Annotated in this window: 18 protein-coding genes and 4 pseudogenes; 8 read left to right on the forward strand and 14 right to left on the reverse strand. The window is 69.2% G+C overall.

Features of this window, described 5'->3' with window-relative positions; translation table 11 throughout:
• Positions 1-884: 884 nt before the first annotated feature.
• Together ABZ622_RS37665 and ABZ622_RS37670 are read left to right on the forward strand one after the other, a co-directional pair.
• Positions 885-1,328 (forward strand): hypothetical protein, encoded by a 444-nt coding sequence (locus tag ABZ622_RS37665; protein WP_360551193.1) that lies wholly within the window; start codon positions 885-887, stop codon positions 1,326-1,328.
• Between the two features lie 1,013 nt (positions 1,329-2,341).
• Positions 2,342-2,488, forward strand: a complete 147-nt coding sequence (locus tag ABZ622_RS37670) for a hypothetical protein (protein ID WP_360551195.1) — start codon at positions 2,342-2,344, stop codon at positions 2,486-2,488.
• 33 nt (positions 2,489-2,521) lie between these two features.
• Here ABZ622_RS37670 and ABZ622_RS37675 read toward each other — a convergent pair whose 3' ends face one another.
• The 6 genes and pseudogenes from ABZ622_RS37675 to ABZ622_RS37700 all read right to left on the reverse strand — a co-directional run bounded on the left by ABZ622_RS37675 (position 2,522) and on the right by ABZ622_RS37700 (position 8,025).
• Complete coding sequence (locus ABZ622_RS37675; RefSeq protein ID WP_360551197.1) at positions 2,522-3,388, reverse strand: hypothetical protein; 867 nt, start codon at positions 3,386-3,388, stop codon at positions 2,522-2,524.
• 408 nt (positions 3,389-3,796) lie between these two features.
• Positions 3,797-5,011: an NAD(P)/FAD-dependent oxidoreductase gene (locus ABZ622_RS37680; protein WP_360551199.1), complete on the reverse strand. Its 1,215-nt coding sequence runs from the start codon at positions 5,009-5,011 to the stop codon at positions 3,797-3,799.
• Between the two features lie 221 nt (positions 5,012-5,232).
• Entirely contained in the window at positions 5,233-5,769 is a 537-nt protein-coding gene (locus ABZ622_RS37685) for a GNAT family N-acetyltransferase (RefSeq protein ID WP_360551201.1), read from the reverse strand.
• A 354-nt stretch (positions 5,770-6,123) separates the two neighbouring features.
• The gene (locus ABZ622_RS37690) at positions 6,124-6,273 is read right to left on the reverse strand and encodes a hypothetical protein (protein ID WP_360551249.1); all 150 of its coding nucleotides are present in this window, start codon (positions 6,271-6,273) and stop codon (positions 6,124-6,126) included.
• Positions 6,274-6,277: 4 nt separating this feature from the next.
• Positions 6,278-6,506: pseudogene (locus ABZ622_RS37695) on the reverse strand (hypothetical protein); the annotation flags it as partial.
• Positions 6,507-6,549: 43 nt separating this feature from the next.
• The gene (locus ABZ622_RS37700; RefSeq protein WP_360551203.1) at positions 6,550-8,025 is read right to left on the reverse strand and encodes a carboxylesterase family protein; all 1,476 of its coding nucleotides are present in this window, start codon (positions 8,023-8,025) and stop codon (positions 6,550-6,552) included.
• A 106-nt stretch (positions 8,026-8,131) separates the two neighbouring features.
• Here ABZ622_RS37700 and ABZ622_RS37705 point away from each other — a divergent pair, with 106 nt between their 5' ends.
• Together ABZ622_RS37705 and ABZ622_RS37710 are read left to right on the forward strand one after the other, a co-directional pair.
• The gene (locus ABZ622_RS37705; RefSeq protein WP_360551205.1) at positions 8,132-8,743 is read left to right on the forward strand and encodes a TetR family transcriptional regulator C-terminal domain-containing protein; all 612 of its coding nucleotides are present in this window, start codon (positions 8,132-8,134) and stop codon (positions 8,741-8,743) included.
• Positions 8,744-9,004: 261 nt separating this feature from the next.
• Positions 9,005-9,166 carry a hypothetical protein gene (locus tag ABZ622_RS37710; protein ID WP_360551207.1) on the forward strand — a complete coding sequence of 54 codons (162 nt, stop codon included), beginning with the start codon at positions 9,005-9,007 and terminating at the stop codon, positions 9,164-9,166.
• Positions 9,167-9,170: 4 nt separating this feature from the next.
• On the opposite strand, the gene ABZ622_RS37715 is transcribed toward ABZ622_RS37710, so the two are convergent.
• From ABZ622_RS37715 to ABZ622_RS37730, 4 genes and pseudogenes are all read right to left on the reverse strand, one after another.
• Positions 9,171-10,049, reverse strand: coding sequence for a hypothetical protein (locus ABZ622_RS37715; protein ID WP_360551209.1), 879 nt, complete (start codon positions 10,047-10,049; stop codon positions 9,171-9,173).
• A 906-nt stretch (positions 10,050-10,955) separates the two neighbouring features.
• Entirely contained in the window at positions 10,956-11,087 is a 132-nt protein-coding gene (locus ABZ622_RS37720) for a hypothetical protein (RefSeq protein WP_360551211.1), read from the reverse strand.
• Positions 11,088-11,492: 405 nt separating this feature from the next.
• A pseudogene (locus ABZ622_RS37725) lies at positions 11,493-12,046 on the reverse strand (hypothetical protein); the annotation flags it as partial.
• Positions 12,047-12,424: 378 nt separating this feature from the next.
• A pseudogene (locus ABZ622_RS37730) lies at positions 12,425-12,682 on the reverse strand (hypothetical protein); the annotation flags it as partial.
• 748 nt (positions 12,683-13,430) lie between these two features.
• Between ABZ622_RS37730 and ABZ622_RS37735 the strand changes: the two are divergent.
• Positions 13,431-13,871, forward strand: a complete 441-nt coding sequence (locus ABZ622_RS37735) for a hypothetical protein (RefSeq protein WP_360551213.1) — start codon at positions 13,431-13,433, stop codon at positions 13,869-13,871.
• Between the two features lie 400 nt (positions 13,872-14,271).
• Here the strand turns inward: ABZ622_RS37735 and ABZ622_RS37740 are convergent.
• Positions 14,272-14,550, reverse strand: a pseudogene (locus ABZ622_RS37740) (hypothetical protein); the annotation flags it as partial.
• A gap of 353 nt (positions 14,551-14,903) precedes the next feature.
• Here ABZ622_RS37740 and ABZ622_RS37745 point away from each other — a divergent pair.
• Together ABZ622_RS37745 and ABZ622_RS37750 are read left to right on the forward strand one after the other, a co-directional pair.
• Positions 14,904-15,323, forward strand: coding sequence for a hypothetical protein (locus ABZ622_RS37745; RefSeq protein ID WP_360551215.1), 420 nt, complete (start codon positions 14,904-14,906; stop codon positions 15,321-15,323).
• 582 nt (positions 15,324-15,905) lie between these two features.
• A complete protein-coding gene (locus tag ABZ622_RS37750) occupies positions 15,906-17,045 on the forward strand; it encodes a hypothetical protein (protein WP_360551217.1) in 1,140 nt (379 codons plus the stop codon).
• 370 nt (positions 17,046-17,415) lie between these two features.
• Here ABZ622_RS37750 and ABZ622_RS37755 read toward each other — a convergent pair whose 3' ends face one another.
• Complete coding sequence (locus tag ABZ622_RS37755) at positions 17,416-17,880, reverse strand: SRPBCC family protein (RefSeq protein WP_360551219.1); 465 nt, start codon at positions 17,878-17,880, stop codon at positions 17,416-17,418.
• Between the two features lie 55 nt (positions 17,881-17,935).
• On the opposite strand from ABZ622_RS37755, the gene ABZ622_RS37760 reads away from it, so the two are divergent.
• On the forward strand, positions 17,936-18,535 hold the full coding sequence (locus tag ABZ622_RS37760) for a TetR/AcrR family transcriptional regulator (protein ID WP_360551245.1): 600 nt from the start codon (positions 17,936-17,938) through the stop codon (positions 18,533-18,535).
• A gap of 31 nt (positions 18,536-18,566) precedes the next feature.
• Here the strand turns inward: ABZ622_RS37760 and ABZ622_RS37765 are convergent, their stop codons facing one another.
• The gene (locus ABZ622_RS37765) at positions 18,567-18,959 is read right to left on the reverse strand and encodes a VOC family protein (protein WP_360551221.1); all 393 of its coding nucleotides are present in this window, start codon (positions 18,957-18,959) and stop codon (positions 18,567-18,569) included.
• A 270-nt stretch (positions 18,960-19,229) separates the two neighbouring features.
• Positions 19,230-20,138 carry a class I SAM-dependent methyltransferase gene (locus tag ABZ622_RS37770; RefSeq protein WP_360551223.1) on the reverse strand — a complete coding sequence of 303 codons (909 nt, stop codon included), beginning with the start codon at positions 20,136-20,138 and terminating at the stop codon, positions 19,230-19,232.
• Positions 20,139-20,293: the final 155 nt, after the last annotated feature.

Raw genomic sequence — 20,293 nt, forward strand, 5'->3', positions numbered from 1 at the left:
CACATGATCAAGCAAAGGCCGCTCCGCTGTCCGGCGAACAGCAAAACCCGTGGCCAGCCCGCCCAACTAACCAAAGGCAAAGGTTTAAATACAAGCTAACTGTAAGTGATCAGTTAGACCTCGAAGAGGGCTTCCTCTTGTGGCGGGGCCGGAGGGTCAAGGATCTCGCGCAGGCGGGTGATGTCCTGGCGCCACTTCGATCCTTCGCGGCTTCGGCCCACAGCTCGGCGAGTTCGGACGGCTCGGAGACCACGCGGTCCAGGTCACTCGGCAGGCCTGCGGGTCTCGACGTAAACCAACACAGTCCCGTAGACGCGGCCTTTGCGCATCACGTACTCGTCGATACTCGCCACATGTAGTGACGGCGGTTGAGGGTCAGGCATCGCATCAACCAGTCGAAGTACCGTGCTGCGGCTGACGGAGATGCCGAGGATGTCCGCAAGACGCAAGAGGCGTCCGCGGCTGAACCGGCGGGCCTGACGCAGCGCAACCCGCCTTCCTGCGCTGGGTAGATCAGCAGGAAGCCGCAGGCAGGAATCGGGGAGGAACCACGAACGCGGTTCGACCATATTCCACGCGGGTCACCCTGCTCAGCAGATGGCTTCCGGTCGCTGCCCGAAGAAGGAGACATGAAGCGGCGCGAACACAGTCGCGGACGCCGCGTCGACGTCATCGGCTCCGGTCACGCATGGCATTCCGCGTCGTCCCACAGCTTTGTCCTCCCCTCGGACATCCTCACAGGTCACCGGCGTGGGAATCCCACGATGTCTCAGGCACACCGGCTTCGGTGGCCGGGAGATGGGCCCGGCCCGCACGCTCAGGGAAGCACAGCGGACGGGGCTACCCGCCCCGCACCGCCCCGACCACCGGGAGGAAGAATCCCCATGCACAACACGACAGCTCGCAGTCGACTCGGTCTCTTCACCGTGTCCGCGGTCCTGGGCGTCAGCTCGCTGCTGGCCTCGCCAACCACGGCCGGGGCCGCACCGGCCGGCACGTCCGACAAGGAGGGGGTGGGGGCCCAGTCCGTGGTGTATATCCCCGGCAAGGACGTCACCTCCGGTTCCTGCAAGGGCTGGCTGAACCGTCGGTCCTCCGACGGGTATGTGCAAGCCCTGGTCCAATCGTGGGGAGCCCGGTGCGCCATGTGGCTGGAACGCGCGGACACCTACCCTCACTACAAGCAGATCTCCAAGGTCTACGAGGCCCAGCTCAACAAGCGGTCCACCGGCTTCCATTGGAACGGTCGCGGGGCCGGAGCGCGGGTCTGCGTCGTGAACCAGACCCTCGGTCAAACCACTCCCTACTGCGGCAACATCGCCTGGTAGCAGCCGCACACCGCGTGGTGCCCCGGCCGGGCCTGCCGGGGCACCACGGCTCAGCGGGCCCGGGGTGCCAGATACTGCCCCCGGCCACTGCGGTGTGGGACGGGCATCCAGTCGGGGTCTGGGCGAAGAACGGCTGCGCGGTGGCACGCAGGGCGGCAGCACGCGCAACTCCATGCCGCGGGGCTTCCCATACCCTCGGCGGCCGCGGCGACGACCGAGACCGAAGCACGACGCGTGGAGCTCTTCGCAATCTCCCCGGGCTGGTGTCCTGCATGGGCAACAGGGTGGTAGTCGACGGAGTGTGTCTCGCCGATGACCACCCGAAGCTGGGAGACCAGTAGACAGGTCTCCCGCGCGGCGCGCTGTACGTGAGGCCTGTGGCATCGGCTCGGCTCCGATCGGTCCGGTAATCAGCGCAAGTGGCCGGCGGCGGTGTCGGCCTTGGCCGCCGTGGGCAGCCACCGCTCAGTTGGGAAGGACTCGCTATACGTGCTTCAGCAGTGGTCTGGGGCTGGCGGGCACCGGTTCGGGGGCGAAGGTTTCCGGCAGGTCGGGCAGCCGCACGCTGGGGTGTATGGGGGAACGCAGTCACGCCCGCCGGATCCGGTCCCACACTCGCACGATCGGCGAGTACTTCGCGGCCGAGCAGCCGCTGTTGAGGCCGCCTCTGCTGAGGCCCCAGAACCATCAGCAGGAAGCCGAAGAAGTATCGCCCCACTGCCCGCTGCCATCCGGACGCACCTGCCACCCGACGAGCGGCCTCTGCCGCCGGTCGCTCACTACGACCAGTTCCTGCGGCTCCGCCGCGGCTGCCCCCTGCCGCGCGCGTCGGCGGTCGGGGAGATGACCGAGCGGCGGGACGAGTTGGATCCGGTCGATCCGGAGTGGTTCCCGGTACGGGGAACGGGGTGGCAGCGGTGCTTCCGTCTCGTCCAGCGGCATGTCCAGGTCGAGAGGACGCTGCCATCGAGCGCGGGCGACTTCGTCGTCGTGCAGGGCAAGGGTCTCGGACGGTGGGTCAGCTTCAGGTGCCGGGCACAGCAGTCGAGGCGGCTGTGGTGATCAAGCTTGGCACATGGCCCAACAACGTGCGCAAGCGCACCGCCGGACTCACCGAACAACGCCGGGCCGACCTCGATAAACCCGGAATCCGCTGGTGAGGGAAGAGCAGCGCAGCGCGTGAGCGGGAGTATTCACCGGGCGACGAGTTCGTCGAGCGAGGGCGTGCCGGCATCGGCCGCGGGACGCGCGAGATGCAGTGTGGTGTGGAAATGACCCGCCGATTCCTTGCCCTCCGGGTCCTGCCCCTGGGCGGTCACCGCGTCGATGGCGTACTGCTGCTCGGCAGCGCCGGTGAAGCGGCGTTGGACGAAGGTGTGCCCGGTGTACGTCTCGGTGGTCAGGCCGTGACCGGCCAAGTACTCGGCGATGGGCGCGTAGGAGCCGGTACGCAGGACAAAGGCGGCGACCCACGGCAGTGTGCGGGCAGTGTCCAGGAGTGGCTGGAATGTGGCCCGGGACAGGAAGCTGGCGCCACCCGTGACGGTGATGAGTCGGGTACTCCGGGCTGCGTCGAGCAGGTCTCGGGTCGGCGGGGCGGTCTCCAGATTCTCGGCGAATCCGTCGTCGAGCAGACCGACCGCTCGTGCGTAGGCGATGGCATTGGGCGCGATGTCGAGGCCGATCACCGGGACTGCGTCCCGCCGGCGGCGGGCCCGGAAGAAGGACCTGTCGTGCTCGGCCAGTTCCTCCGTGGTCAAGGCCGCTACCCGCGGCGAAGCGTAGTGGGCGTACAAGTCGTCCAGGGTCAGGTCGTGGTTGAGCAGGGCTGCGTTGATGCCGTAGGAACAGCACAGATCCAACACCGCATCCCCCGGGGCCCGCAGCCGGAGCGCTGCCAGGCGGCGGAAGATGCGCTGGGCGTGATGCGGTGTCCTGTAGCCGAACGCGCCGAGTTCCCGGAAGAAGGCGCGGGGATCGGTCTGGTCGTAGATGTCGTCGAACGGAGTCATCGTGCGCTGAGCGGGCTCCCCCGCTTCGTTTTCCCGTACCTCGGCCATCACATGCTCCGTTCTGCCGGCCGGGCTGCTGTCCGTGGTCGCCACAGCCTCCCGTACAGGGCAGGCCGGGGAAACAGGCCGATGACAGATCCGGCCATGCTCGACCGGACCGCGGTGAGCAGGCCCCGGGCCGTTCCGCGGTCACGGCCTTGGTGTCCTCGCCCGGCGGCCGGACTGCGTTCGGACGGTGCTCGACCTTGACCGTGAGCACATTGCGGCTCGACGGCTGAAGGCGAGTCCGTCTTCTGACGCTGCGCCAGTCCCCGTTCAGGGGCCCAGGGATGTCGCCGGGGCCTTGGGTCAGCCCGTGGTGGGCGCTCCGGGCCGCACGAGGCGTTGAGTCGGGCGGCAAGGGTGGGGACGGCCCCAAGGAACCGACGATCCGGGCCATGCTCTCGCGCTTGGCGGTCAGGAAGGCTGGACCTCGTCGAAGAGTGCGAGGGCTTCGGAGGGATTCGGGCTCACGAGGCGTTCCAGTCCAGCCATCGTGATGTGCGCCCACCTGCCGGCCCGTGCCCACATCTGTTCCTCGAAGGCGCGGACGGCCTTGTCCAGATCTCCAGGGCCGGGGGCGGCGACGATGGACTCGGCGAGTTCGGCGCCTTCCAGCATCGCGAGGTTCGCGCCCGCCCCCAACGGGGGCATCAGGTGGGCGGCGTCGCCCAGCAGCGTCACCCCGGGGACGTGGGCCCAGGTGTGGGACACGGGAAGGGCGTAGAGGGGGCGGTGGAGGAAAGCTGTGCCGTGGCGGAGTAGGTCGAGGACGGGAGCGGCCCAGCCGTCGAACAAGGCCAGCAGGCTCGATCGCACGGCCTCGGCGTCGGCCTGGTTCAGGCCCGCGCGCTGGTCCAGGCCTGCGCGCTGGTCCAGGCCGGTGTGCCGGTCCAGGCCGGTGTGCCGGTCCAGGCCGGTGTGCCGGTCCGGGTTCGGGTACCAGTCCAGCTCCACGCGGAACTGGGCGTACACCTTGACGTGGCCGCCACTGTTGCGCTGGGCGACGAGCGCGCGGTTCACGCCGTACACAGCCACGGAGCCGTCGCCGACCAGCCGGGCGAGATCGGGGTGGCGGGTGTCGATGTCGTCCAGGGAGGTCTCGATCAGGGTAACGCCGGTGTACTGCGGCGTCACGGACGAGACCGCCGGGCGGACTCGGGACCAGGCACCGTCCGCACCGATCACGAGGTCGAACGTCTCCTGCCGCCCGTCCGCGAAGTGAACCAGCACGCCGTCCCGGCTCTCCGGCACCACCTCCGTCACGCCCCGCCCCCACTGGACGTCCAGAGGCCCGAGCAACAGGTCACGGAGTTGCCCCCGGTCGATCTCGGGATTGGCCCGCTCACCCGGACGAGGCTGCCAGTCGCGGAGGACGGTCCCGTCCGTGTCCAGGATGCGCATGGCCTGACCCTCGGGACGGGACAAGGCCTGGAACTCCGCCAGCACCCCCGCCTTCTCCACCGCCAACTGGCCCATCCCCTCATGGAGGTCCAGCGTGCCGCCCGCAGGACGGGCGTCGCGGGCGGAGTCTCGTTCGAGGACAGTGACAGCGTGACCATGACGGTGCAGGACGCGGGCGAAGGTAAGGCCGGCAGGGCCGCTGCCGATCACGGCGATACGGGGTCTCATGTCGATACAACGTACGGCCCCTCACCGAGCCGCTCCCGCCCCGTCACCGAACTGAAACAACGGCGTGAGCCGGCGGATGGCGGCGCAACCGTGTCCTGCCCGCGGTCTCGGGGTGGTGAGGCCGGCGAAGAAGCTGCTGACGAGGATGACTTGCACAACGCCCTTGCAGCCCTTGTACGCCGGCACGTCCACCTGCAGCGAACCCACCGGGCCGCACGAGCTCAATCGGACGGCGTGACCGGGGACCACATGCCGAACCACTGCTCGGCCCCGTAGGCCTCGTACCGCTCCACCTCGATGAATCCCAGCTTCGCAGCGAGGCGCATCGAGCGGACGTTGGCAGTCTGGGTGGCAAGCACCACCTGCTCGCTGGGAAACGCGTCGGCGAACCAGTCGAGTGCTGCGGCGCCCGCCTCGGCGGCGTATCCGCATCCCCATGCATCCGGCAGGAACAGGTATCCGAGCTCCGCCTTCCCGGCAGCCTGGCGAAGGTGCCCTGTTTCTCTGTAGAGCGTGATCTGGCCGATCATCGCTCCATCGAGATCGACTATGAAGCGGCCGGGGCGCCGGCTGGGTACCCCGGGCATCTCACGTTCGAGCTCGTCACGCGGCTGGGGGCCACCGAGGTAGTTGCCCACTTCTGGTGAGGCCAGCAGTTCGATGACCGCCGCACGGTCCCGGGCCCCGGGCTCACGCAGTACCAGCCGCTCGGTCTTGATCGGGGCGGGTGGCCAGGCGACAGATCCCAGTTCGGTCATGGTGGGCAAGCTATCGCATGCCACCGGGCATCAGTCTCGGACGGCCGCCAGCGGCGGCAGCAGCAGTTCCCTGCCCCGTCGTCCTGCAGAGGCGCTCAGGGGACGACGGGGCACCATGGGTATCTGCGCCACTGCTTCGTCGACCAGCTCTCCTGGACGGCTGCCGTACCCCTCCGAAGCGATCAAGCCCGCCCAGTCCACTGGCTTGTGTGACGCCCTCGCGTCGTCTGCGACGGGCTACTCGATCCGCGATCCGCGATCCATGGCACTGCACAACCCCACGCCCAGTTGCCCCTGAAGTACAACAACACTGTGCACCGGCCGGTGGCGGGCGCCATCAACTCACTGGAGCACCTACCTGGAACAGCCGTTGAAGGAAGGCGCGTTCTTCGAAACGGCCGAGGCGGGGCGCGGGACGATCAACGCGGCCGCCCCGTCGCGCGGAACGACGACGGTCTGTTCGACCAGGGTGGCGCAGATGTCCCCGACCAGCCGTTCGGCCATCGGCTCGGGTGGCCCCGCCCGCCAGGTCGTCGTCGAAGTCGACGGTCGTCTCCAGTTCGGCGATCGTCTCGTCCTCGCCGCCCCTTCGAGGCCGGTTCGTCGACTGCGTCGCGGAGCTTGGGTTCGGTGTGGGGCAGGCGCTTGTCGAGCGCCTTCTTCCCGGCCGGTGTGACGGCGGTGGCGTGGTGTTCGCCCTTGCCGACGGCCAGGCCGATAATTAGGTCGACGTCCACGGTGCTGATCACGCGCAGGCCCCCACGGGAGATCGCAGGCCACTCACGGAAGATCGAAGGGGGCGGGGCAGCAGCCTTCCCAGATCCGGCGGGAAGCCTGTTCAGGGTAGGGCAGGGTCTCCGACTCGGCGTCCAGGACGCGGGTGAGTTGCTGGTCGGGCCGGTAGGCGGCCCAGCCCGCGTCGCCGGTGGTGACGAAGCGGATCCATGCCTCCTTGATTTCATGGGAGAGCGCAACAGCCTCGGGGGTGGGCTCGTCGCCGATGAGCTGTACGCTGATGGGGCTGTCCAGCGTGCCGAACGCCAACGGAACGTCGAGGCTGTGGCAGGCGCCCAGGGCACCGTCGAGGGCCGGGGCGGTCCAGCGCAGTTCGAAAAGGTACGAGGTGCCGCCGGCTGCGACGTTCGCCTCGGCCAACTGCTGCGACGGCATGCGGAAAAGTGCGTCGGAGTACACCGCCTCCACCAGCTCCTCCGGGCCGGCCTGTGGAAACGCGGCACGGTACGCCTCCGCGCCGTCCGGCTGCGGGGCGAGCAGTTCCAGGGCTGCGCAGGCGTCCCGCTCGGTGAAGGTGCCCTGCCGTCCACTCATGACGCTGAACAGCCGGAATTCGTCCCGGGTGTGGCCGACGAGCAGCTCGGTGCCACTCACGCGCGCGCCGGTCAGCGCGGACCAGGGCGTTTCGGGGAGAACCTCCCCGTCGACGACGGGGCACAGGGCGGTGCCGGTCTCCGTGAGCCGTCCCCAGCTCTCCCGGTGTGCGTGGAGGTCTGCGTTGAAGGAGGTGAGCTCTGCGGCCAGGTGCCATGGATCGATGTCGCGCAGGGCCGCAGCGGTGGGGGCCGCAGCGCCGAGCCGGTCCGCGAACGCGGCGGTGACCTGCCGGGCCAGCGCGGGGGTGCTGTACAGCCCCGGCACCGAGTGGGCGATGGCCCGCCGGAACAGGCCGCGCGCCGACTCCATCGTAAGGAGTGCGGCGACCGACCCTGCCCCGGCAGACTGTCCGGCAACGGTGATCCGGTCGGGGTCGCCTCCGAAGGCGGCGATGTTCCGCTGCACCCACTCCAACGCCGCGATCTGGTCGAGGAAGCCGCGATTGGGCGGCGCGTCGTCGAGGAACGCGAACCCCTCCGCTCCCACACGGCAGTTGATGGTCACCACGACGAGTCCCTCCCCGGCCAGCGCTGCCGGGTCGTACATCGGGTCGCTCGACACCGCCGAGATGTAGCCACCAACGGGGATCCACACCACGACCGGCAGTCCTGCCGCGCCCGGATCCGGAGTGCCGACGTTGAGCGTCAGCCAGTCCGTGCCCTGCGGCGGGCCCGTGTCGACCGGCAGCGACAGCGGCACCACGGGGCCGAACTCCGCCGCTTGCCTCGTACCCTCCCAGCGCTGTGGCGGGGCCGGCGCGGCGAAGCGGAACGCTCCCACCGGGGGCCGGGCGTAGGGGATGCCGCGGAACACTGCGTGTCCCTGCCGCAGGCGCCCCTGCACGACACCTTCCGTGGTACGCACTCTTGGCTGTGCAGGCAGTTGTCCAGGCATGACCCCAGGGTTATAGGTCACGTGTATTATGTCAACCGTATTGGAAAGGCTCCGGAGCGCGAGGGAAGGGCCGGCGATGCCGAAACAGGTGGATCACCGCGGACGCCGCGAAGCGATCGCCCGCGCGCTGTGGCGGGTGGTGGAGCAGCGCGGCGTCGCGCATCTGACGATGCGAGTGGTGGCGCAGGAGGCGGGCATCTCCCTCGGGCAACTGCAGCACTATTTCTCCACCCGGGCCGCCATGCTCTCCTTCGCCATGGACTTCGCGTCCGAGCAGACGTCGCTGCGCGTCGACCAGGGGCTCAAGAAGCTCGGCGACCGTCCGCACCCTCGTGACGTGCTGCGGCTGACGCTCGCGGAAATGCTTCCCCTGCATGCCGACGCCCGCGCGACCAGCCGGATGAGTGCCGCCTACGTCCTGGAGGCGCTGCACGACGAGGCCGTCCACGAGCAGGCGCGCCGCGGCCTCGTCCAAGGACGGGCCCTCGTGGAGCAGTTGGTACGCCGTGCCGTCGCGGACGGGCATATCGGCTCGGACCGCGATCCGGCGATCGAGACCAACCTGCTTCTCGCCCTCACCGGTTTCGCCCCCCTGATCGAACTGGAGGTGATCGGGTCGCAGGACGCGCTCATCGCGATCGATCTGCATCTGGACAGATTGTTCAGCGGGAACGACCAATGTGCGTGAGCTGCGCCCGTGCGCAGGGAGAAGGGCCGACGTGTCCATGGGTGCGCACACATGCCGGCAGGTCATGCGACCACTCCGCGTTCGAATCGCGGATGCAGGCACGGGGCGGGGTGATCCGAGTGGTGCCGAGCGTGAACGGCTGCGGTCGTTCCCGCCGGTCGGCAACGATCGTTGTGGCCGGTGGCGGGATCATCGGCAGGCGTTCGGTGGGATTCCGCGCCGGGTCCGGATCGGGACGGCCCGGCGTACGCGGGCGAGCACGTGACCTGGGCCGAACGACACCTCGATCTCGCGATCGAGCCGGAGCCGCCCCGAAGGCAGCCCCGGCGCCGACCCGCCCGCCGGCCCTTCGGCCCGCTGCTCGTCCGCGAATGCCGGATAGAGGACGCCGTCCTGCTCGTCGATGAATGCCTGATGCCGTGACGGTTCAGCCGGTCGGGGTGTAGTGCTGCAGATAGAGGAAGATCGACTTCCAGCCCGATCCCACATTGACGATGTGCAGTTGCCCGCCCGACGGACCGAAGTCCCAGGCGGCGATCCCCTGAACCTCGTCTCCGGACTCGACGTCCTGATGGAACTCGTAGGCAACCTGACCGGTGCTGACGTCGATCGAGTGAACCGACTTCGCCGAGTCGTCCACGGAGGCATAGAGCCTGCCCTGCCACATCGCGGCACCCTGGATCCTGCTCAGGGGCTGTGGCAGTGTCACGGTCCTCACCACAGGAAGTGTCGAACCGGCCGGAAGGCTCAGCAGGTCCTTCAGGCTGTAGGCGACCAGTTTGTTCGTGCCCTTCGCGGCATCCTGATCCCATGGCGAGGTGTAGACCAGTCCCGCGGCAGCGTCCACAGCAACCCACGGCACCCCGCCCGGCATCTGCGCAAGAGGCAGTTGCACATAGCGACCCGTGTAGCTCAGGTCACTCGCGTTGTACAGCGCCAGCAGCGGATGCTGGTAGCCACGGTCACCGTCCTCGATCGGCGCGATCACATAGCCGCCGTAGTACTCCACGTCCCCTATGTGATCGCTGCCGTACGTCCCGCTCAGCGCCCATGGAATCGGGGCCACCGATGATGCGACCTCCGAGTCGTTGGCGACTGTGGCCTTCACCATCCCGCCGGGCCCGGCATAGTAGAAATGCGTCCCGTCCGTCGCCACGCCCTGCCCGCGCTCAAGCGCATTGAGCCCAGTCCACCGCTGATAGTCGGCCGTCCGTGTCCAGGTCGCGGCCATTGCGGGAGACGCCGCACTCCCGATGAGTGTCGCGGCCGCGATTGCCGCGACCGCCGAAACCCTGCCCAGCTTCATCCGATTCCACCCTCTCATTGTTCTGCCATGCGGAACGTCGATTTTCGGGGCGAGTGGATTACAGCAGCGGCGCACGACCACAGTCAATGAGCCCTGGATGAACGCCGGTTGGATGTCCGACGCGGACTCGATCGTCTTCTCGGCAGGGCCGCGGTGGCCGTCAGTGGTGTCGCCGAACTGAGGTCAGGGCCCGCCCGACGACGTTGCCGCCTGCCAGGAAGGGGGGTCGAGTGCATCTTGTGCGGGAACTCGGACTCCGGGAGGAGTTCGGCCGCGTCGGCGGCCCACGCCATCGCGTCCGTTCCCCATCCGCCCACGAAGCAGGAGCAGACGTGGGGGCCGATGTTGTGAAACTGCCGTCGTAGGCAGGCGCGCGCTCTCGTAGGAAGGCGTTGCCTTGCAGTCCTTCGCCGACAGCAGCGGCCGCTCCCCAGAGCTGCTGCGCACGCGGGGAGCCAAGGCACTGAGCCGCGGGGCCCGCACCATCACCACAATCCAGCGCCTCCTGCTCGAAGCGTCAGTCCCCCTGCGCCGCCCAGATCCGGCGCTGTCTCGGTGACTTGTGATCTGGTCGTCGATTCCTGGACATTCATCAGGATGCGCATCGGCCGGTTGGCGGTCCCGCCGGCTCACGGTGTGCTCCGGCTTTTCGGAAGGTGGCCGCAGGGCGTCTTGGGAGCGCGTTGCGGGTGCGGTGACGGAAGGTGAGGAGGCCGAGGAAGGCGGCCGCGGCGAACCAGGTGAGCTGGATCGCGACGTAGGCAGGTGCGTGCCGTACATGCACGCCGGGATCGTTCGTCGGCGGGCAGTACCGCCGTACTCGACGTTCGAGACGCCCCGGCAGACGTCGTCGTCCCGGTGGCCCCGGGCGGGCAACGTGGCCGGAGAGGCCGATCCCGGTCCTGGTCACTTCCGCCGCCCGGGCCACTCGTGTCGCAGCATCCCGAAGACGGACTCGTCGACGCGCTGCCCGTCGCGGTGGATGCTCTCGCGTATGGCCCCCTCGCGCACGAGGCCCACGTCCTTCAGCAGTCGCACGAGCGCGGGTTGTCGGCGAAGACCTCCGGATCTCGACGTCGTTCTTCCAGCGCAGCAGCGGTTCGAGGCTCGCCGTGGTGTGCGGCCGCAACTCGACGACATCTTCGATCGCCGGGAATGCCGGACTCTCGTTCACGGGCTTGTCGCTCCTTGACCAGTTCATGGGCACACCGCATCGCGCTCTCGGCGGTCGCTCGGTGGACGGGATCGGGCAGCTCCTGTCCCGGCCGGTGTTCACCTTCCTGCCCGCAGAACCGCCGGGGCGGTGGAGCGACGGGGCGGCGGGGTCGCTGTCGTCCAGAGAAGGCGTCCTGGAAGTGCGGCCGGTTCCAGTGCCGCGCGTCGGCCGGAGATCTTGTCCACCACCCCGGCCGAACGGACCGACTCAGGACTGACTCCGGCGTGTCACTCCGGCCGGGGTTCCGGGCCCCCGCGCTCCTGAGTGGTGAAGTCGGGGCCGGCGAACGTCGGCCCGGACGTGGTGGCTGGACCGTCTTCCGGGCTGGAGAAGTCCGGCCTGCTGTAGCCGATTGCCGGGATGCGGCCGACCGGACGGTACGTGGTGCGCGCCGACCGGACGGTACGTGGTGCGCGACGACCGGACGGTACGTGGTGCGCGCCGAGGGCACGGTGCCGGGGTCGGCGAGGGCGTCGCGCAGGAACGGCAGGATGCCGCGTTCCAGCAGGGCATGCCGCCATGCCTCTCTGGCGCGTGCCACGTCCTCCGACATTTCTTCGCCCCGCTCGTCGGCCATCAGTGATGTCGAGCCGTTTCGCAGAGCCGTGATGAGAAGACCGACAGCGGAGACGAGAATGGCGACCGCGGTGAACGCCGCGAAAACCCATCCCACACTGATCATGGAGTGTGCGAACCACGGCGGTGGATCGAGCATCTTCAGGATGTGGCCGGCCAGCAGAAGGAGCGCCGCGCCGCTGCCCGCCATCAACGGCGCCAGAACGGCGAAGACGACAAGCACGCCAGGTGCGGAGGCCTCCAAGGCCGTCTCCGGAGCCGGCGTGTCGCGTCCGGCGGTCCGTGCAGGAGCGGGGGCCCGCACCCTTGCCGCCGCCGGTACGTCCGGGCGTACCCGCAGGCCGAGCAGCGCTGCCAGCAGACGGCGACCGAAGGACATCCCGGCCCACCGATGCGGAGCGACACCGTCGCCGACCGGGCGGCCGCCCGGTCGTCCGGCACCCAGGACAGCGGCGCCGAACCGGCGCTTCAGCGTTGCCGGGCCGTGGTGATCGACAGCCGTCGTGCCGAGTCCGGATGCGGGTACCGCGGACACAGCGGGGGTGGGCGCGGAGCCGGTGGACGGATACATGTGCGCCGAGCCACGCAGTTCTTCGCGGGCCCGGACGTACTGCTCGTACTCGGTGGCCGCGGTCGCGGTGATGAAAGCAGTGGCGTTCAGGGCCATGGCGCGCAACTGGTCGGCGTTGAGTCGCTCGCCGACCGCGGCCAGATCCGGTCGTTCATGGGCGTGACGCAGTGCCTCGTCGAGGATTCGCTCGTACTCGGGCCGGTCCTCGTTCAGCAGGTTCCGGGCACTGTTCAAAGCCCCTCCTCCCCGATCGGTGGCCCCTGCCGCCATGGTGGCGCGCCTTGGCCATCGAGCCCGGACCCCGAGCCCTCGGTCGAGTCGGAAGAGATACGGGTGTCTCCGGCGCGCGTGGTGTCCGGGAGTTGCGCTCGGTCCGCAGGGAGTTCGCCGGACGTGGGCTCCTGCGTACGCGGGTCCGTGACTGTGGCAGGTCGCCTCGGCGAGGCCCTCGGTCGCATGTGTGACGGCAGCCCTCCTGGCGGAGCGGAGGGCCTCACCGGTTCCGCGGAGGGCGCCGGCCGTTGTGGCCGTCGGGGCGGCTGCACAGACGGCGAAGCCGCGGCCACAGCACCCGGCGCTCGCGTGGCGTCGGAGCCGGCCGCGTGGCCTCGCTCAACTGCATCAGCGGCGGCAGGCTCGGTGGAGGGGACACCGGCACCCTCGGTGTCAGCGGGCTGCCGTTCGCCCGTCACTAGCTGATTCACCGTCTCGATGCGGCCGAGTTGAGTGAGCAGCATGGGCGCCGATATTCCGACGACGAGGGCGGCGTACCCGCCGCTGATCTGTCCCGCTGTGTACCTGGCGATGCGTCAGGCGTTGCGACACCGCGCTCGTCGTCCGCTGGTGCGGAGGCGTCCTCCGCGGCATCTCGCCGTGTGCACGATCACCGTTCTTGCTACAGGGGATTTCTCTGGCACGGCGGGCCGAACTCGTGCAAGAATCCCGCCCCAGATCATCCGACAGTGACCCGGAGGGTGTGTTGCGGCAGTCCGGGAACGAGGATGTGTCAGTCGACCAGGTGCTGGCGGCACGGGACCTGGTGCTCGGCTTCGTCGGCGCTCTCGGCGCTGCCCGCACCACGGTTCGGATGTCCGTACCCTCACTGCATCGACTGGCGGACCTGCTCGCGCTTGTTCACTCGGGCGAGATCAGCCGCCGCGGCGAGGCCGGTGGCTACTCGTACGCGGTGCACGGGGTGGGTTGTCGACTGGCAAGCCCGGACGGGATCGACATCGATGTGGACTTCGCCGCGGATGGGACGGAGATCTTCGACTTCTGGCGTCTTCGCCTCTTCGGCCGGAGTCTGCCGACTCCTGTTGATCCCGCGGCGGAGGACCTGCGCGCAGCGGTCGAGGCGCTGGATGGCGTACTGACCGAGGTCAGGCCGGGTTGGTTCGCTGTGTCAGGGGCAGCGCGAGACGCTCTCGAAGGCCGAGCAGTGCGCGACGATCCCGCGTGACCGTCGCGACGGCCCTTTCCCTGTGTGTTCCTCGCCCCTGCTGTCTTCCTGTGCTGTCCTCCGGGACGACTTCGCGGTCTCAGCCGACGTAGAGCCAGGGCCCGATCGCGAGGCCTGTGGTGACCGGGCAGGGCAGGAGACCGATGAGGAGCAGACGGCCCGCCCAGGTCAGACGGCGCACTCCCGGGCGAAGGCCAGAGCGATCAGGGCGACGGCGACACCAAGCACTCGTTCACGGCCGGCACTCCGGCGGTCGACACCCTCACCTGTTCCAGGAACCTGTCCGGTGCGGCTCGGCGTCGGGTTGCCGTTCCGGATACTGTGCGCGTTGCGCTCGGCAAGCTGATGTGCGCGCCCGGGAGCGAGCTGTGGTGCGTTTCGCGTCCGACCGCATCCCACTTCAACTCACATGGAACAGCGGCCCTCGGGCCGTGAACGGCAGCCGCCCGCCGCGGGGCAGCAGACAGGCGTGCTCCGTCCTGATCCGCAGCACGTCACACTCACCGTCCGTGATGACCAGGATCGGGGCGCCCGGCGGGAAGTCGTCCGCCCGGTGCAGCAGGTCGATACCGGGCTGCAGCAGCGTGCCGCCCCGGCCGCGGACCCGCAGGCGCTGCGCGATCTCGGTGACCGGCAGGTAGCCCGCGCCGTGGGGCGCCGCGTCGCGGAACACGACACGCCGGCAGCAGGCCGCGAGCTGCTCGTAGCTGTGCGGGACGAAGCCGTCCGCGTCACGCTGCAGCAAGGCGAGTCGGTCCGCGGCGGGACGGCGCGGAGTGAGTGCCTCGTACGTCAGTCCTTCCAGCCGTACCGTGGCAGGCCAGACCTGTGGCTCCGTCTCGATGATCTTGAAGGTGGAGTAGTGCAGTCTGGCGTCACCGGAGACCGGTTGGGCATCCCGCAGCGTCAGCTGTGTGGCTTCGCAGCTGCTGATGCCCAGTGCGACGCCGCCCGGGTTGCTGAGCTCGGCTTCGATGAAGGAGATCCAGCCCGTGACCTGGCGCCGGTGAGCCTGGCCCGGCCCTCAGCAGTATGGCCACCCGCGTTGAGGACAGTCCCGACGGTGAGCCGCGCGGCGTCGAGGGCGTCGCCGTCCGCGTTCTCGATCCGGGCTTCTTCCAAATCCACGGCCCCTTCGACACGGGCCGTGCCGAGGTGGAGCCCACCCAGTGCCACCGGGCGGGGTGCCCGGACATCTGCGCCCATGTAGGCATGATCGAGTTGGAATGCCCATCCGCGACCAGACCCGAGGCGTGCGCCCTCCAGGAAGATCCCGCTGGAGATCTCAGTGTTGCTCAGCCGGACGCTCCCCGATATCTGACAGCCCGTGAGCCAGAGCGCGCCGTCGACGCGAAGGGACATGGCCGCCAGAGCGGAGAGGTGGGAACCACTGAGGTCGAGTTGACGGGTCTGCGCCCCGTCGAGCTCCAGGGAATCCTGGAGGTGGCATGAGGTCGGGCGGACCGGGTGGTGTCTCGCCACGTCCTGAAGGTCGAGGACGCCTATGATCCTCGCTCCGGCGACGCGCAGAGCAGGCGCCTCACCGGTTCGGATGAGCCTCCCAGAAGGAGGGCCCGGACGACCTCGGCCCGAACATCCCGATCCACGCTCCGAAAGGTCGCGGGGTCATCCCCCTCGTCCGAGCGGACATCAACCGCTGTTCCATGCGGGAACGCCCGCCAGATGCGACGTTCCAGAGGCGTCAGGTCTGTGATGTCCATTCGCAGGACCCTATCCGTCTCGGTGGCGGCACTGCGGTGCAGGAACAGATGGCTCCGCTGGCGTCACATGCGCCCCGGGGGCCGGTTGCCCGACTGCCAGGGCATGGGGGCTGGGGCACGTGGGCCGGGGCACGGACGACGCGGGCCCGTGACCGCGCTTCCGCGAAGTCCAGTCGGGCCGTTCCGCCGGATCACCGCCTCCCCGTCCAGGATCGTGCCTGGCCCGAGTTACATGGCGATGGCGTTGAGCTGCGGAACGCCCCTCGGCACGGAATTCCACCTGTTCCTGGCCCGGCCGTGCGAGGATCCCCCGATGCTCCCACCTCTGGACGCCGCCGTTCCTGCATCCGCCGAAATCGAGGCACTGCTCACGGCCTCTGTCGGCGCCCCGACCACTGTCGAGCGCATCGAGCCGCTGCACCGTCCCTGGGTGCTGCGCGCCCACCTGGCGGGGGCGACCGGACCCCCCGAGACGGTCGTCGTGAAGTGTCTCCGCCCCGAGGGATACGGCCTCCGCTCCGCCGAGGAGCTGACCCGGTGCGAGCACGCCGCGCTCGCCTTCATCGCCGACGATCTCCGCCTCGACCTCGCACCGGACCTGCACGCCGCCGCACCGGACTCCCGCATGCTTGTGCTGGAGGACTTGTACCCGCGCACTGAACTGGCCGAACTGCTGCACCAGGAGGGCCACACCCCGGCACTGGACGCCGAACTGACCGCCTTCGCCACCTCGATGGGCGAGCTGGCCGCCGCATCCGTCGGCCGTGCCGCGCTGTTCAACGCCCGCCGCACGGCCCTGGGCACCGGCGCTGACCGGCTGGGCGACTGGGAACACGCTCACATCGGCCTCTGGCGGAGCGGGCTCGCCCGGGCCGCCGCCTTCGGCGTCCCACTGCCCGCAGCCGCGGAGCGCGATCTGGAAGCGGCCGTGGCCGAACTGGCGGATCCCGGACCATTCCTGGCCCTGACCAACGGCGACTCCGAGTCGCACAACTTCCTGACCGGGCCGGGCGGCGGCAAGCTGATCGACTTCGAGGGGGCGGGCTTCCGCCACGCCCTCACCGCCGCGGCCTGCTTCACGGTCCCGGGTCCGAACTGGTTGGGAGTATCGGGGCCCGGCCAGGTCGAGGCGTTCCGCCGAGCCCTTGCCCGGACGGTTCCCGAGGCCGAGGACGACCGGCTGTTCGGCTTCGGCCTGGCCGCGGCTTCCATGGTGTGGGTGATGACGCGCGCCGACCGGCTCACGACGCTGGACGCGCGCGGCCCTGGCGACGACTCCCGTACCCAGATGGTGAGCCTGCTGGAATCCGGAGCCCGCACCGCCGAGGTGCATCGGGTGCTCCCCCACCTGGCGGCCTGGTGCCGGTCCACGGCGGACCTGCTGCGCCGCCGCTGGCCCGACACCGACATCGACACCACCGCCGTCGCCCCCTACACCTGGCGTGAACGGTAGGACGAGGAGCCGGGCGGTCGCCGCCGTGGAGGTGCCGCACATCGGCAGTGGTTCAGGGCTCGGGTGAGTTCGCGGTTGGCTGTCCGGGACGCTTCGAGCTCCTCGGTTCGCTCGTCGGGTGTGTCCTGCTCGTCCTCGGGCTCCTGTTCCAGCGGGGTGACGCGGCGCTGGAGCTGGTCAATGGTGGATGTGTTCGAGCAGGTCGCGATGGCGGCAGAGGAGGATGCGGGCGACCCCTGCCGTGCGGTGCGGTCTACGCCGGAGACGGCGGTGTCTCTCCCCCGCCTTGACCGCGCTGTCGAAGGGTGGTGAGGACCCGCTCGCGGCCGCTGCCGTTCTCCAGGCTGAGCCGATCGGCATGGTACCGACGTCAGGATTCGGCAGCGGACACGTGGCGTGCCAACTCGGTGGCCAGGCGACGCATGACCGTACGGTTGGCGCGCCGCATCGTGGCCCGAACGACGGGCGCCAGCAGACGGTCGGCGAGCGGGGCGCGCGCCCAGGCGTACGTGAACGACACGTGACTTCCGCCGGCCCGCAGCGGTTCGATGGTGTAGGTGCCGCGGGCCAGCCGTCGGCCGGCCGCGCTGACGTTCCGCTCGACGATGCACCGCGGCGGGTCGGCCTCGACTACCTCGATAGTGACGTCGGTCTTCTTGCCGCCCAGGGTGGCTGTGACCGTGGCGCACGATCCGATGCCCTGGTCGGGTCCGCTGTAGCTCCATCCGGACAGGTAGTGGTCGGTGAATCGCACATGGTGAGCCATGACATCGAGAAAGTCGTAGACCTGCTCGGGAGTCTGCGGTACGTCGACCGACACGGTAACAGACTTCATGTACCACACGGTACACAACACATGTACCAATTGGTACACTCGCGACGTGGTGAATATGGACGGCTCACATGCTGGGGAAAAGTCCGCACCCGGCGCCGACGGGGACCGGCGCTCTCAACTGGTGAACGCGGCCGTCGACTACGTCGCGGCACATGGCTTCGCAGACCTCAGCCTGCGCGGCCTGGGCGCCGCGATCGGCGTCAGCCACCGCATGCTGATCCACTATTTCGGCTCGAAGGAAGCTCTGCTCGTCGAGATCGTCCGGACGTCGGAGCAGCGCCAGCGCGATCTGCTTTCCCGGTTCCGCCTGGAACCCGGCCTCTCGCCGTCCAATACCGCGAGGCTCCTCTGGCAGCAGCTGACGGATCCTCAGCTGGCCGGTCAGGAGCGGCTCTTCTTCGAAATCTGCGGGCACGCGCTGCGGGGCCGGCCCGAGGCCCTCCCGGTCCTCGACGGGTTCGTGAACGACTGGCTGGAGCCGCTCGTGGCCGCCGAGGTCGCCGCGGGTACAGACCCTGTCGTGGCCCGGAACCGCGCCAGGCTGGGACTCGCCACCGTCCGCGGTCTGCTGCTCGACCTGCTCGCCACCGGTGACCGCGCCGGCGTCGACGCGGCGATGGAGGAGTTCTTCCGGCTGTACTACGGCTCGGAGTGACGGAGTCACCGATCGGACCGCCGAACGGCACTCAGTACGTCTGGATCTCCAGAAGATTCCCGTCCGGGTCGCGCAGGTGCGCCGCCCGCAGCCCCCAACCCGGCAGATCCCGGGCCGGTGCCACCAGGACCGCACCATGCCGTCGGCACAGCGCGACCGCCGCGTCCATCGCCGCCGCGTCCGCGACGGGCACGACGAAGGTCGCACCACCCTCTTCAGGAGCCGACGGAACCTCGCCGACGAACGCATCCCGCTGGATCACGGCGAACGCGGTCGCCCCCTCAGCCGCGTCCCAACTGGCGTACCCGGACGCCGAGTCACCGTGCGCGAGCGCATATCCCGTCAGCTCGGGCAGGACGGCATCGTAGAAAGCGAAGACGGCCGGATAGTTCCCGGCGAGTACGCGCGGATACAGAGCAATCATGAGTACCAACCTAATAGCCAGGTTCTCTCAACCGGACCGGATGCCGGTATCTCCGCTCATCGGTTCGGCCGGCTCGCCGGGGCACCCGTACTCCGCGTGGCCGGCCGCCCCCTGGCCGGTCGCCCCCTTTCTGTCGGCAGCTGAGGCGATGACCGTGGCAGACGGCCCCTCGTCGTTCACCAGTGTGTGGCCGTCAGGAGGAGCGCTGGTTCGTGGGCCGGCGGGCCGGAGGAGCACGATCGGCGGCGGTCCGGTCGTCCGACGGCCGCGTCACCGTCCGGGCTTGTTCGCGAATACCCACCGGTTGCCAGCCAACGCGTCGTTCTGCTCGGGCAGTGGGCCGCGTCCGTGTCTGCGGGTGAAGTCGAAGGGGGTCCGAACCGATGTGTCCCAGCCCCTGCTCGCCAGGTGACCCGCGGAGTCGGGCCGCGGGTCTCTGTCGAACAGGTTGAGCAGGTCGATGCCGATCTGATGCGCCGTCGCGGTGTAGAGCGGGCTGTCGCGGTATTCCAGCAGGTCCTTGTCGAGCTTGACCTCGTACGCCAGCGCGCTTCCTCCCGTACTCAACCGGTCCACCGTGTCGATGAGGTCCGTCTCGGCGGCGGCCGGCAGGTAGAACAACAGCCCCTCTGCCAGCCAGACGCTCGGTGTGTCCGTATCGAACCCGGCGTCTGTCAGCGCGGCGACCCAGTCGGCGCGCAGATCGATCGGGATGGGTGTGCGCGCCGCCTTCGGAGTGGCCGACAGTCCGTCGAGCACCTTGTGCTTGAACGCCAGCACGCCTTCTCTGTCGATCTCGAAGACCACGCAGCCCGGAGGCCAGTCGAGTCGGTACGCCCGCGAATCCAACCCCGCCCCGAGCAGGACCACTTGCCGGGCGCCACCCGTGTGTACGGATCGGAGAAGAAAGTCGTCGAGGACTCTCGTCCGCAGACCGAAGTAGCGCGCGAACCGGCCCCACAGTGGGTTGGCGTCGCCGTCCGGAACCTGTTGTATCCGGACCGGCCAGTCGGCGGACGCCGGTGCGGCGAGTACGAAGTGCTCCGCGTAGATGTCCCGTGCGAGTGTGTCGTGGCGGTGGGTCTCGATCGCCCGTGCCGCGGCGACCAGCAGAGCCGTCAGGCCGACACCTCCTCCCACGCCCTCCACTCCGGTGTTCCGAGACGTTGTGCCGATCACGTGTTCCTCCTTTGGACAGGCCCAGACCATGAACAACGAGAATGCGGATGATGGATCAACGGTGGGCGCACGACACCACTGCTCCGGGCATCCTGTGCCTCGGAGAGCGCCCGACAGCGTGCAGTTCTGCGGCCACCGGCTGGACAGAGGCATCA

The sequence above is a fragment of the Streptomyces sp. NPDC007164 genome (genome assembly GCF_040634135.1).
Classification (GTDB): domain Bacteria; phylum Actinomycetota; class Actinomycetes; order Streptomycetales; family Streptomycetaceae; genus Streptomyces; species Streptomyces sanglieri.